Origin of the sequence: Flavobacterium sp. JLP (assembly GCF_015350755.1) — a bacterium.
Classification (GTDB): domain Bacteria; phylum Bacteroidota; class Bacteroidia; order Flavobacteriales; family Flavobacteriaceae; genus Flavobacterium.
Genome location: NZ_JADKPS010000006.1, coordinates 12702 through 26402 on the forward strand (window position 1 = coordinate 12702; position 13701 = coordinate 26402).

The following is a 13701-nucleotide window of genomic DNA, read 5'->3' on the forward strand; positions in this document are numbered from 1 at the left end:
TATTAATATACGGCAAGACCGTATTAAGGATTTAGAATTCATTCTAATCCCATCAGCTATAATTATTTATGCAGTAATTCGAGGAGGCGGTAAGTGAATTTTACCATGAAAACCAAACGAGAATATAGGATTATTTATGTAGTTTTCTCCTTTAGATTTAATTTGAACATACAAGCTGGGTATTGAAGCATTTAAAGGAACCAAATATTCTAATAAAAGAATTCCTTTTGCAAGTTTAGCCGTTTTGCTGTCTTTTGTTTCATCAAGCTCTTCTGGAATGCCGTCGCATTTGAACATCTTTTTAAGAAAATTGCAGGTCATTCCTTTAACCGAATGCGTTTCAGAATTTTGTTGTACGAGTCTGCTAAACGTACTTGAGATATTAATACTGCTCATTAAAAAATAGCCGATAAGCAACACCTGCAGGCATTTACATAAAAGACTATTTTTAATTTTGCTGAGCATCTTGTAAAAAAATTAAGTCCGCAATTTAAAACTAAATTTTATCTCATACATTAGAATAACATTAGAATTTGGACTATTTCAATCTTTTGTTTGAGGTTAGTCTGAAAGCATTTTAAGAATTTCTTTAAATCAAAAATTTTGTAAAATAAAAAGGAATAATTTATTGACTTACATCAAACTTTTGCTTGAGAAACAACTTTAGCTTTGCTGTTTATTACTTTTAAAAAGTATCAAAACAAATAAAAATGATAAGTACAGAATTAAGTCCGCTTATACAATTTGGCGCCACTAGTGAAGAACGTGTAGAAAGAGCTTTAGAACAACTCAAAAAAGGAAAAGGAATTATTGTTACCGATGATGAAGACCGTGAAAACGAAGGCGATTTAATTTTTTCTGCAGAACATATTAACGTAAAAGATATGGCTTTAATGATTCGTGAATGCAGTGGCATTGTGTGCCTTTGCTTAACCAATGAAAAAGCAGATGAATTGCAGCTTCCTTATATGGTAAAAGAAAATACGAGCAGTTTTCAAACTCCATTTACAATAACAATTGAAGCAAAAAATGGCGTAACAACAGGCGTTTCTGCCTTAGACCGAATAACTACAATTAAAACCGCAATTGCAACCAATGCCCAACCCGAAGATTTAGCAAGACCTGGACATATTTTTCCGCTTCGTGCAAAAAATAATGGAGTTTTAGAAAGAAACGGCCATACAGAAGGAAGTGTCGACTTAATGAAACTGGCCAATTTAAAACCAGCAGCAGTTCTTTGCGAATTAATGAATGAAGACGGCAGCATGGCAAAACTAAATCAAATTATAAGTTTTGCTAATAAGCACGATTTAATAGTTTTGTCGATCGAAGATATTGTCTATTACCGTAAATTCGTGAGAGATTATAATTAAAATATGATATACGAACAGCTTGGTCATTACATTAAAAAAAGCATTGCAGTTTCTGATGATGATTTAGAAATAATTCTTTCTTATTTTAAGCCATTAAAAAAAGACAAAAACGACATTTTGCTTTCGCAGGGAGAAATCAGCCAGCAGACTTTTTTTGTTGGTAAAGGCTGTTTGCGCATATTTTTTATTAATGAAGAAGGGAAAGATGCCACCCGTTATATTGCTTTCGAAAATCAGTTTGCCACAGCTTTAGTAAGTTTTATAACCAAATTGCCTGCATTAGAAAACATTCAAGTAATCGAGAAATCAGAATTATTGACCATTTCTCATGAAGACTTTATTCATTTGATGCAAATTGTGCCCCAATGGAGAGAGTTTTACAGTAATTATTTAGAAAAAGCATATGTAAACAATGCTAATCGTTTAATGTCATTTACTACAATGGACGCTTTAGAACGCTACCAGCAATTGCTTAAAATAAATCCTGCTATTGTAAAAAGACTTCCAAATAAAATAGTTGCTTCTTATATTAATGTTTCTCAAGAAACTTTAAGCCGATTAAAATCAAAAACTTAAAAAGGAAACTTACGAAAAAAAAAAAAAAGAGCTTGTCCGAAAGAACAAGCTCTTTTTTAAAAAGTCAGCTATTTATATTAAACCTTTAATGCTTTCTCTCTCGACTTTGCTAATTGATTAACTCTCCACATTAGCAATACTGTTGAAAACGTAACAACTGCAATTACATAGCCCAAAATATCATAATTTTCTAATGGTGAAGTTTTGGTTTCCTGATGCACAATAAAACCTGCACAAACTGCTGCAATTCCGCCTGCAATTTGTTGTAGTGAGGATGTTATAGACATATACGCACCACGGTCTTTCATTTCTGGAATTGCTGTATTTAATGTTGTTGCTGGAATCATTCGGCTCATGATTCCCATAAATAAAATCATGTTGATCACTACGATTTCCCATAATGGGATTGGGTCAAGATTGGTATAAATTAAAATCATGACAATCGAGATTACAGACCCAGCAGCAAACAGCTTAAACTTGCTGATTTTATCACTCAATTTCCCGACCAAAGGCATGATAAAAAGTACTGAAAGTCCAGTAAAGAAAAATACCATTGGTAATTGTAAATGACTAATATGAATATTATTTACCAAAAACGCACTTCCGAAAGGCTGCAGCATAAAGCCTCCAACTGAAAGAAAAGCAATTGCTGTAAAACCAACTTGATAATGTTTATTGCTCAAAGTATGCCAAAGATGTAAAAACGGACTTTTATCTGACTGTAATTCTAAGTGTTTTGTAATAGGCTGTAATTGTGTAATAATCGCAACAAGAATTAACAATCCTAAAACGGCAATCATGATAAAAGCAGAATGCCATCCCCAATTATTTGCAAAATATAATCCAACAGGAATTCCTAGAATCTGGCTTGTTGCAAATGCCATTTGTATAAAACCCATTACGCGTCCTCTTTGATGAATTACAAATAAATCGGTTACAATTGCTAGGGAAACTGAGCCAATTACACCGCCAAAAAGACCTGTAACGATTCGTGCCAAAAGCAACATGATATAACTTGTTGAAAGTGCGCAAAAAACAGTTCCGATAATAAATCCTGTATAAAAGAATATCAAAAGTTTTTTTCTGTCAAATTTATCGGCAAAACCTGCAGCTAATAATCCCGAAATTCCTGCACTAAATGCGTAGGCAGAAACTGCAAAACCAAAGTTTGAAGTGGTCATATCTAATGTTTTCATCAAAATATCTCCAAGTGGAGAAATAACCATAAAGTCAAGTATAACAGTAAATTGCAAAAGTGCCAGTATGGCAATAATTATTTTTTGATGTGAAGTGAAAGCAGGACTTTCTATTGTAGTTTTTTCCATTTTTTAATGTGAATTTTGCTTAGGATAATTCTTGGCACTCATGGCCTATTTTATTAATTAAAGTGATAATCTCTTCTGGTGTAAGCGTTTCAGAAACAACGCGAAGTACGCAGTCAATATCTTCACAGTCAATACTCCATTCTTGTATTTCTGAATGATTATCTAATATTTGGCGTATAGCACAATTTGGAGTTATTTCTCCAATATCGGTTTTAAAAATGTGTATTGTATTTAAATTTGTTTCCATAATTTTTCATGGTTTTAACCCTTTTACGGTAGCTTGAAAAGCCTCTTTCATAATTTCTTTAGTAAGCTTGAAAGGTCTTCCTCCCATGCTTTTTCCTTCTCTATGTAAATTTAATAGTGTGTATAAAGGTCCGTAGGCAACACACCAAAAAGCCTCAAATGTCATCGGAATTAGCTGTTTAGTACGCTGTGCATTTTCAACAAATTGCGTCATAATAGCTCTGAAATCTGAGAATTCTTTAATAGAATCTAATATAGCTTCGCCGTGAGGAGAATGTTTGATGATTTCAAAAAATGCAACTTCTTTAGGATATTTCATGGCAAAGTCGGCGCGGTTTTCCCACTGTTTCCATAATCCTTCCTCAAATGACATTTCTGGCGAAAAGTTTTTAATCGTATTAGTAAAAAACTTTAAAGCCATAGTGGCACCTATTTTTTGTATTAAATCATCTTTGTCTTTGTAATAAATATAAAGTGTAGCCACCGAAATCGAACAGGCTTTTGCGAGCTTATTCATGCTGAAACCCTGAAAGCCTTCCTGCACGATTTGATCGATCGCCATTTCGATTACCAATTTTTCTTTATCTACATCTCTTATTCTCATTTGAGCTATTTTTAAGCAAAGATAAAATAATAAATGAATGAACGTTCTTTTATTATTATTTTTTTTCTGAACTAATATCAAACTAAAATAGTCACCACTTCTAAAAAATTTATTTTAAAATAGGATATAAAAAAAACCTGTAAAACAGGTTTTAGAATGAAATTTGTATGGATACAGATTTAAAGTGGCGGAATAGAGTCTTTACGCATTTTTTTGGTTTTACCAGCCGTAGTATTTTTTTTCGCCGGATTTGTTTTTGTAGAATCTGTTTTATAAGTTGATTTCTTTTCAAATTTAGATTTAGTAGTACGATTAATAATCGTATCTTGTTTAGATTTTGGTTTTTTAGTCGGAGTTTCCTGTGCAACGGCAAACCCCATAAATCCCACCATTGCGATTGTTACAAGTAAATTTTTCATAATATTGATAATTAGATAGTTAACGATAATTTTATAGAGTAAATATTAAAAACACAACCATCAAAATTTTATAATATTTACTATCATTTTTTATATATTTTCCATTACAAAAAACCTTTTTTTAATACTAAAAGACTTCTTATCTTTGATTTAAATATTATCTCTCCATGAAACTTCCTGAAAATAAAGATCCTAATAAAACAAAACAGGATTTTCCCGTTGTGGGTATTGGTGCCTCTGCAGGAGGACTAGATGCATTCAAAAAAATACTTAAAGCGATACCTGTTGATTCAGGAATGGCTTATGTACTGGTACAGCATTTATCGCCTGATCATCCAAGTAATTTAGCAGAAATTTTGGCACAGAGCACTGAGATTCCTGTTCATGAAATCATAAATGATATTAATCTTGCGCCAAATCATATCTACATTATACCAGAGAACAATAACTTAATTGCTGAGGATGGCGTATTAAAACTGCATGTAAGAACTCGAAATGAGAAAAAAAATGCTTGCATTGATATCTTCTTTGAGTCTTTAGCAAAAGTTCACGAAAGTTTTGCTATTGGGGTCATTTTATCAGGAACCGCTTTTGACGGAACTTTTGGATTAAAGAAAATTAAAGAATTTGGAGGAGTAACTATTGCCCAGGATCCAGAAACAGCTGCATTTAAAGGAATGCCACAAAGCGCGATCGATGCTGACGTGGTCGATTATGTACTTGCGCCTGAACTGATTCCAGAACGATTAATCCAGATTCAAAAAAGTTATACGGCTAATCATGCTTATAATGAAATAGATACAATTCCGAAAAATGAAGAAGAAACACTACATCAAATTATCAATCTTATTTTCTTAAGAACGGGAAATGATTTTAGCCATTATAAACAGCCTACAATAAGAAGACGTATTGCCAGAAGAATGGTAATCACGCGCAAAGAAAGTTTACAGGAATATTTTTATTTACTTAGAAATGACAAAACAGAACAGGATATTCTTTTTAATGATTTCCTTATTCCGGTTACCTATTTCTTTAGAGACAGTAAATTTTTTGAAACGCTGCCAAGTACTATTTTTCCGCAATTGATTCAAAATACTACAAACAACAATTTACGTATTTGGATTGCCGGATGTGCGACTGGTGAAGAAGCTTATTCTCTTGCCATAAGCATTCATGAATTTCTTGTTGAAAAAAACAACAAGGATATAAAAGTTCAGATTTTTGCATCTGATATTTCCGAAAAATGTATTACCAAGGCGCGAACTGCCATTTATTCAGCACAGGACGTACAGCACGTTTCGCAGGCCAGGCTTCAAAATTATTTTACAAAACGTGATGGAAATTATCACATCAATAAAGTAATACGTGATATGTGCATTTTTGCCGTTCATAACTTTATTAAGGACCCGCCTTTTGCCCGAATTGATTTGGTTTCTTGTAGAAATGTACTGATTTATTTTGATCCTTTTTTGCAAAAAAAAGTATTGAGTTCTTTTCATTATTCTCTGAAAGAAAAAGGAATTTTATTTCTAGGAAAATCTGAAACCACAACCAATGCGCAAAATTTATTTGAGCCAACTGGCAGAAACGAAAAAATATATATCCGGAAATTTGCTCCTGTCCGCTATGTACCTGAGGCATTTAAGCCTGCAAATATGAGTACGCGTGATAAACCAGAATCAACTGAAAAAAGAAGTCTGCCTGAAGCAGATTTTAGAAAAATTGCTTCTGATATCTTATTTTTAAAATATACGCCCGCAAGTGTTATTATAAATGAACATCTTGAAATAGTTCATTTTCATGGAGATACAAGTTACTTTTTACTCCCTTCTCCAGGAAAACCAAATTTTAATGTGCTAAAAATGGCGCGCGAAGGTATCAGCTTTGAACTTCGAAATGCCATTTTGAAAATAAAAAAGGATAAAAAAAACGTAAAAAAGGAGAATGTAGTAGTTAAAGATCAGCCTTATATGGCCTCATTTGAAGTAGTTTCTATTCCAAATGATGATGAACATTTTATGATTCTTTTTTATAAAAAACCGCTTCCTGAATTTGATGACAGCAAAATAAAAAGAAAAACTTCAGATCAGCAGCGAATACTTGAACTGGAAAATGAATTATTGCAGCTTCGCGAAGATATTAAACGCGTAACAGAAGAGCAGCAGACTGCATTTGAAGAATTGCAGACTACAAATGAGGAATTATTGAGCAGCAGTGAAGAAATGCAGGCAATGAACGAAGAATTAGAAACTTCGACCGAAGAACTTCAGTCTAACAATGAGGAATTAATGTGTGTTAATGACGAATTAATGGATCGTCAGGAGCAATTGATTTCGATGCGAAATTATTCTGAATCTATTTTTAAAACGATTCGTGAACCTTTATTGATCATCGATAGAGACTTTTTCGTTAAAAGTGCTAATCCTTCTTTTTATAAATATTTTCAAACCACAGAAAAAGAAACTGAAGGATATTCATTCTTTGAAATTGGTGATTGCCAATGGAATATTCCGGACTTCAAAGATCTTATCTTTAAAATGTTAGGAGATGAAACGTCTATTGAAGATTTTCAGGTTCATACAATATGCAAAGGCATTGGAAAAAAGATCATGATGGTAAATGCAAGGCGAATTTTAAATGCTAAACCAGCGGGGATGATTCTTGTTGCCTTAGAAGATATTACTGAAGTTGTTGCAGCTAATGAACAGCTCAACATCAAAAATTTGCAATTGCAAAGTTATAATGAGCAGCTCGAAAGATTCACTTCTGCTGCAAGTTATGATTTGCAGGAACCGCTTCGCAAAATTCATATGTTTTGCCAGCGAATTATAGACAATGAGCAAAACTTGTCAGAAACAAGCAAACACAATCTTGAACGAATGTTATTTGCTGCCAGTAATATGAGTCAGTTAATTGCAGATCTTATTGATTATTCCCGAATAAATTTTGTAGAAAAAGAATTTAAAAAAACAGATTTAAATGTTCTTTTAAAGAAAATAATTGCAGATCTTAAAGATAATATTTTAGAAAAAAATGCCTCAATTACGATTTCACCTCTTCCGCAGCTAAATGTTATATCATATCAAATTCAACAGCTTTTTTCTAATTTGATTCTGAATGCTATTAAATATACAAAAGAAGGCGTAATACCAGAAATCAAAATCGAAAACGAGAATCCTTCAACAGAAGAAATACTTGAGATTGGCGGCAATAAAGACATTAGTTATATTAAAATTTCTATAACTGATAATGGTATTGGTTTTGAGCAAGAATTTGAATCTAAGATTTTTGAGCCTTTTTACAGATTACACAGTGCCCAATATCATGGCAGTGGACTGGGTCTGACATTGGTCAAAAAAATTGTATCCAACCATCACGGATTCATTGCAGTAAGAAGTAAAATAAATCAAGGAACAGTATTCAATATCTACTTGCCACTATAAGATAATAATTAAAAAAAGAGATACTTAAAAACGGGTACCTCTTTTTTTATTAATTATCTAGAGAAGCTTTTATCTGTTTTTTATTAAGCTGTGTAATTGTTTTCGACTCTAACCAATATTCTATAATTGTTTTTATGATCTGCTTAAATTTAGTATAATCATACGGTTTAATAAAATAGCTTTGAGTAGGAATCGAATACGGATCTATTACAAAACTTTGCTCAAAAAATGTTGTAAAAAACAGATACGGGCAATTAAATATTGTACCTACATTATCAAGTGTTGTCTCTATAATTTTATTATTCATAACATTCAATAAAACGATATCTGCAAATACAAGAAACGGTTTAATTTTATGTCGAAGTAAATAAGTACAAGCAGTATCAACATTATTAAAATATATAGTCTGATTCGGATAGTTCAATTCAGAAAAAACTTCTATAAATAATTTTCGATCTTCTTGCTTGTTTTCTATTACTACAATGGGTCCTTTTTTATTCATAATCGGTAAATTAAATTTATAAATTACGCTTTGACAAAATCAAAGTGGTGTCTTTTCTATAGAATTCTTTATTCAAATGCTATAACAAGGCATTACAAATATTTTAAAAATTGCTCTAAAAAAACTTACAAAATCATTCTTCCAGATTATATAATTTTCATTCTAGAGTAAATATTTGCGTTTATATTTCAAAAAATCCTCCTAAACCACTGAAAATTATGCAACTACTAAATTTAATTCTATAAACAAATATTAATGTTTCAAATTAATTTTGATATATACCATAATCAGTTGAGCTTAAATGAATTGAAAGTCACTGATAACCTCATTATTATATTAATTTAAATAAAAGTATTATGAACACTTCAAATCAAAAAAACAGCGGCACTACTAGTGCTAAAACAGCATCTAAAAAATCTGATGCTAAGGAAACTGCTTCAAAAAGCACTTCAAAAACTGCCGACAAAAAGTCGACAACAACTAAAAAATAAGAATCTTTAAATCATTTCATATGATAACAGGAAACAACCAAAATTACGGTCGGGATGACCGTAATTTTCATCATCCGGAAGATGACATTCGCAATAAACCTTCAAATGATAAAGAAAGTTATGTTGATCATTATCAGCAAGAACATGGAGGACCAGATTATGATGATGAAGAAATTGTAAATCAGGACGATGATATAATCAACAATGAAGACGATGATTTGGATCGTGAATTTTCTGATGCCATAGATAGAGATGACGAGGATGATGAAGACAATGACTTACTGGATGATCTTGATGAAGATCTAGACGAAGAAGATGATGATCTTGATGAAGATGATATCGACGATGATCTGGAAGAAGATTATGATGAAAATGATCGCGATATAAATGATGCTCCTGATAATTTTAAATTAGATGAATTAGATCAGGAATATGACATTGATCAGGATCTTGAAGAGACAGATCCTGTTAATCATCCTAGAGAATTTTAAGAGATATAAACTAAATTTTAAATTATGGAAAATATTTTTAATCCACAAACCCGCGAAAATTTAGGATACTATGCGGAGAAAGAAATTACACCAATATCGGCAAATAAAATTTTGTGTTATGCTGCCGGTTCGTTTTTGGTGGGGAAAACGCTAAAAGCAGCAGGTAAACGTTCTGCTGGATCTTTTATAGGAAAATTGGTATTGCCATTGCTGGCACTAGGGTTCTACAGAAAATTAACTGATACTTCTGAATCAAAACTGAAACAGAACGAAGAAGAAAACAAAGAACAGCAAATAAACCAATATGACAGCAACGAATTGTAACTGATGTACTTCATATATCATTTGAATATGAAGTACATTATTTTTCCAATTAGCCTTCATTTCTAAATGACCAAAAAATGCATATAGACTTTTACACTTTCTTGCAGCTATTAATAGTTTCAATAACAGCAACGTCAACGATGACATTGTTTAGTTATGCCGTATCGAAAAATTTTAGGGAATTGTATAAAGAACCTGTTTTGCTATCACTAGTTCTTTCAAAATTAAAATTAGAAACAGCACCTAAAACAGAAAATGTCTTAGGCTGGATCCTGCATTATATTATAGGTTTTCTTTTTGTATTGGCATATCATTTTTTATGGTCGCACAATATTTTGCCAGTTTCTATTTTGAGTGCTCTTTTACTTGGTTCGATCAGCGGTATAATTGGCATTTTAGGCTGGATGCTTATTTTTAAATTAAGCAATCATAAACCTGCTATCGATTTTAAGGGATATTATATACAATTATTTTTGGCTCACGTGATCTTTGGCCTAACCGCTACTGCCGTTTACGCCCTTTCTTTAACCACTTTAATATTAGCATAAAACATATGTCACTTTCTAAATACAATCAGAAAAGAGATTTTAAACAAACTCTCGAACCGAAGGGCAAGATTGGAAAATCGGCTCATGAATTAATCTTTGTGGTGCAAAAACACGCTGCCTCACATTTGCATTATGATTTTAGATTAGAGATGAATGGCGTACTGAAAAGCTGGGCCGTACCTAAGGGTCCATCACTAGATCCAGACATGAAACGTTTGGCAATGATGGTTGAAGATCATCCTTACAGTTATAAAGATTTTGAAGGCACGATTCCTGAAGGAAATTATGGTGCCGGAAATGTTATTGTTTGGGATAATGGAACATATCTCCCAGACGAACCAACAGAACATCCTGAAAAAAAATTACTTGCCGATCTTAAAAAAGGCCATTTGAGCTTTATTCTGAAAGGAGAAAAACTGAAAGGAGAATTTTCATTGGTTAAATTAAAAGGCAAACAGGAAAATGCTTGGCTTTTAATTAAAAAAAATGATAAGCATGCTTCTGATACTGATATTTTGGCGAAAGATAAATCGGTTTTATCTAAAAGATCTTTAGACGAATTAGGCGAAAAAAAGAAAAAAACTGCTATAACCAAAGAAAAAAAGACTGTAAAAAAAAACAGTGAACCGATACAGCAAGCGTCATTTATAAAACCAATGCTGGCTACTATTAAAGAAGAAGCTTTTGACGATGAAGATTGGGTATTTGAAAACAAATATGATGGTTATAGAACCATTGCCGTTATAAATCCGCCTGAAATTGAATTATACAGCCGAAATGAAATTTCCTTCAACAAAAATTTTAAGCCTATCGCAGAAGAACTACAAAAAATGGATCATATTGCAGTTTTAGATGGCGAAATTGTGGTTGAAGATGAAAATGGAAAAGCCAATTTTCAACTCCTTCAAAATTATCTAAAAACGGGTATCGGCAATTTAAAATATTACGTTTTTGATCTTTTAAATTTAGATGGAAATCTAGTTACTGATTTGCCTTTGCTTGATCGAAAAGAATTGTTAAAAATTTTATTTAATAAATATGACTTTAATGCTATTTTCTTCTCTGAGCATATTCTAGAAAAAGGAATTAACCAATTTGCTCTTTCAATAAAAAATAAAGATGAAGGTATAATTGCAAAAAAAGCAAACAGTACTTATTTGCCTAATAAAAGAAGCAACGATTGGCTTAAAATAAAAACTTCAAATCAGGAAGAAGCTATTATTATTGGAATAACGGAACCCAAAAAATCCCGCAACTATTTTGGCGCTATTTTACTCGGACAATATTATGGAAAAAGGCTTCAATTTATTGGAAAATGCGGTACAGGATTTTCAGAATCAACCTTAAAAGAACTTTATTCTAAATTTGAGCCTTACTTTGTTAGCGAATCACCGCTCAGCGAAAAAATTGCATTACGAGATAAAATTCAATGGTTAAAACCAAAATTTGTCTGCCAGGTAAAATTTTCAGAATGGACACAAGATAAAAACTTAAGACATCCTGTATTTCTTGGCTTAAGAGTAGACAAAAAACCAGCAGAGGTTTTTTTACCCTCTAACATTAAAAATCCAGTTGAATTAAAAGATGAAAAAATGGAGGATTCAAAAAAAAACAAAACAGAGAATGATTACGATTTGAATGTTGGAAAACGAGTGCTTCATCTGACCAATCAAAACAAAATATATTACCCAAAAGACGGCATTACTAAAGGAGATATTGTACAATATTATAATGAAGTGGCGCCTCTTATCCTGCCGTATCTTAAAAATCGTCCGGAATCAATGAATCGTTTTCCAAATGGAATTGACGGTCCAAGCTTTTATCAAAAAGATGTTGATATTGAAAAAACACCGTCTTGGCTAAAAACCAAAAAATTATTCTCAGAGTCTAATGATGCTGATGTAAATTATCTTATTTGCAACGACAAAGAAACATTGCTTTATATGGCAAATTTAGGCTGTATCGAAATGAATCCGTGGAATTCTACCATTCAGCACATTGATAATCCTGACTGGCTTGTAATCGATATAGATCCTGAAAAAGATGATTTTGAAGCTGTTGTCGAAACTGCTTTAACGGTAAAACAAGTTTTAGATGAATTAGAAACAGAATGTTTGTGCAAAACCTCAGGCGCTTCTGGACTTCATGTTTATATTCCGCTTGGTGCGCAATATGATTATGATTCTATAAAAATTCTAGGCGAATTATTGGCAACAGAAATTCAGTCCCGTCTGCCTGAAACCACTTCATTAGAACGAAGTATTAAAAAAAGAAATCACAAAATTTATATTGATTATCTGCAAAACAGAAAAGGCCAAACATTAGCTGCGCCTTACTCTGTGAGACCACGACCTGGCGCAACAGTTTCAACACCTTTAGAATGGAGTGAGGTAAACAACAAATTGCATCCTTCTCAATTCACCATAAAAAATGTACTGAACCGATTTGAGAAAAAAGGTGATTTATGGGCGCCAATTTTGTCAAAAGGAGCCAATATTAAAAAGATTATAAAAAAACTAGAAGACAAGCAAAATGACCAAAAAGATTAAGAAGATTTTTTCTTTTTGGTTTCTAAACTTGCCTTAAGCATACTCATCAAGTCATCACTTTGTTTGTGTACAACTTCTAGTTTTGCTGGTTTTGAAGCTACTTTTCCTTTTGCTTTCTTTTTAATAATATCTAAAAGTTTGGCAGTATATTCATCTTTAAAACTGCTGATATCGAATTTCTCTGTCAGCTGTTCTATTAGTTTATCGGCCATATCCATTTCTTTTGTTGAAGTTTTAGAAACAGGCGGTAATTTTAACTCTGTTGTATCTCGAATTTCCTGTTCAAATCTAATTCGGTTTAAAACGATTACATTTTTATAAGGTTTTAAAATTGCAAGACTTTCTTTATTGCGCAAAACAAAACGCGTTACTCCTACTTTGCCAGAGGCCTGAAGTGCATCTCGAAGCAAAGCATAAGCGTTCATTGCTCCTTTGTCAGGCTCAAGATAATACGGCTGCTCATAATAAATACTGTCAATTTCTTTTTCTGCTGCAAAACTCTCAATGTCTATAGTTTTGGTTTTGATGGCGTCTGCAGCTTCAAAATCAGAATCTTCTAAAATCACATATTTATCATCAATTTTGTAGCCTTTTACGATACTCGAAAAAGCAACTTCTTTGCCTGTACTTTCGTTCACGCGTTTGAATTTGATGTGTGCATGATCTTTTTCATCCAGCATATCCATATCGAGATTGCTCTCTTCGACCGCAGAAAATATTTTAATTGGAATATTAATTAACCCAAAACTTATCGATCCTGTCCATATTGCTCTCATAATTCCTTAATTTAAAATCAGCTTAAAATTAGAG

General features: G+C 32.3%; 15 protein-coding genes. 8 read left to right on the forward strand and 7 right to left on the reverse strand.

Going from position 1 to position 13701, the window contains the following annotated elements:
- Positions 1–66: 66 nt before the first annotated feature.
- Positions 67–396 (reverse strand): hypothetical protein, encoded by a 330-nt coding sequence (locus IRZ83_RS14405; protein WP_228520703.1) that lies wholly within the window; start codon positions 394–396, stop codon positions 67–69.
- A 314-nt stretch (positions 397–710) separates the two neighbouring features.
- Between IRZ83_RS14405 and ribB the strand changes: the two genes are divergently transcribed.
- Both ribB and IRZ83_RS14415 read left to right on the forward strand, forming a co-directional pair.
- Positions 711–1373, forward strand: a complete 663-nt coding sequence (ribB, locus tag IRZ83_RS14410; protein WP_194569812.1) for a 3,4-dihydroxy-2-butanone-4-phosphate synthase — start codon at positions 711–713, stop codon at positions 1371–1373.
- Positions 1374–1376: 3 nt separating this feature from the next.
- On the forward strand, positions 1377–1949 hold the full coding sequence (locus tag IRZ83_RS14415; protein WP_194569814.1) for a Crp/Fnr family transcriptional regulator: 573 nt from the start codon (positions 1377–1379) through the stop codon (positions 1947–1949).
- 77 nt (positions 1950–2026) lie between these two features.
- Here IRZ83_RS14415 and IRZ83_RS14420 read toward each other — a convergent pair whose 3' ends face one another.
- The 4 genes from IRZ83_RS14420 to IRZ83_RS14435 all read right to left on the reverse strand — a co-directional run bounded on the left by IRZ83_RS14420 (position 2027) and on the right by IRZ83_RS14435 (position 4543).
- Positions 2027–3274: an MFS transporter gene (locus tag IRZ83_RS14420; protein WP_194569816.1), complete on the reverse strand. Its 1248-nt coding sequence runs from the start codon at positions 3272–3274 to the stop codon at positions 2027–2029.
- 19 nt (positions 3275–3293) lie between these two features.
- On the reverse strand, positions 3294–3521 hold the full coding sequence (locus IRZ83_RS14425) for a hypothetical protein (RefSeq protein WP_029272889.1): 228 nt from the start codon (positions 3519–3521) through the stop codon (positions 3294–3296).
- Positions 3522–3527: 6 nt separating this feature from the next.
- Complete coding sequence (locus tag IRZ83_RS14430; RefSeq protein WP_194569818.1) at positions 3528–4124, reverse strand: TetR/AcrR family transcriptional regulator; 597 nt, start codon at positions 4122–4124, stop codon at positions 3528–3530.
- 179 nt (positions 4125–4303) lie between these two features.
- Entirely contained in the window at positions 4304–4543 is a 240-nt protein-coding gene (locus tag IRZ83_RS14435; RefSeq protein ID WP_194569820.1) for a hypothetical protein, read from the reverse strand.
- A gap of 167 nt (positions 4544–4710) precedes the next feature.
- Here IRZ83_RS14435 and IRZ83_RS14440 point away from each other — a divergent pair, with 167 nt between their 5' ends.
- Positions 4711–7986, forward strand: a complete 3276-nt coding sequence (locus IRZ83_RS14440) for a CheR family methyltransferase (RefSeq protein WP_194569822.1) — start codon at positions 4711–4713, stop codon at positions 7984–7986.
- 49 nt (positions 7987–8035) lie between these two features.
- On the opposite strand, the gene IRZ83_RS14445 is transcribed toward IRZ83_RS14440, so the two are convergent.
- A complete protein-coding gene (locus IRZ83_RS14445; RefSeq protein WP_194569824.1) occupies positions 8036–8488 on the reverse strand; it encodes a response regulator in 453 nt (150 codons plus the stop codon).
- 356 nt (positions 8489–8844) lie between these two features.
- Between IRZ83_RS14445 and IRZ83_RS19615 the strand changes: the two genes are divergently transcribed.
- The 5 genes from IRZ83_RS19615 to ligD all read left to right on the forward strand — a co-directional run bounded on the left by IRZ83_RS19615 (position 8845) and on the right by ligD (position 12891).
- Positions 8845–8979 carry a hypothetical protein gene (locus IRZ83_RS19615; protein WP_255526415.1) on the forward strand — a complete coding sequence of 45 codons (135 nt, stop codon included), beginning with the start codon at positions 8845–8847 and terminating at the stop codon, positions 8977–8979.
- Between the two features lie 20 nt (positions 8980–8999).
- Positions 9000–9470 (forward strand): hypothetical protein, encoded by a 471-nt coding sequence (locus IRZ83_RS14450; RefSeq protein ID WP_194569826.1) that lies wholly within the window; start codon positions 9000–9002, stop codon positions 9468–9470.
- 24 nt (positions 9471–9494) lie between these two features.
- Positions 9495–9794 (forward strand): hypothetical protein, encoded by a 300-nt coding sequence (locus IRZ83_RS14455; protein WP_194569829.1) that lies wholly within the window; start codon positions 9495–9497, stop codon positions 9792–9794.
- Between the two features lie 77 nt (positions 9795–9871).
- Positions 9872–10342 (forward strand): hypothetical protein, encoded by a 471-nt coding sequence (locus tag IRZ83_RS14460; protein ID WP_228515158.1) that lies wholly within the window; start codon positions 9872–9874, stop codon positions 10340–10342.
- Between the two features lie 5 nt (positions 10343–10347).
- The gene (ligD, locus tag IRZ83_RS14465; protein ID WP_194569830.1) at positions 10348–12891 is read left to right on the forward strand and encodes a DNA ligase D; all 2544 of its coding nucleotides are present in this window, start codon (positions 10348–10350) and stop codon (positions 12889–12891) included.
- On the opposite strand, the gene IRZ83_RS14470 is transcribed toward ligD, so the two are convergent.
- On the reverse strand, positions 12888–13667 hold the full coding sequence (locus tag IRZ83_RS14470; RefSeq protein WP_029272880.1) for a Ku protein: 780 nt from the start codon (positions 13665–13667) through the stop codon (positions 12888–12890). The genes ligD and IRZ83_RS14470 overlap by 4 nt on opposite strands.
- Between the last annotated feature and the right edge of the window lie 34 nt (positions 13668–13701).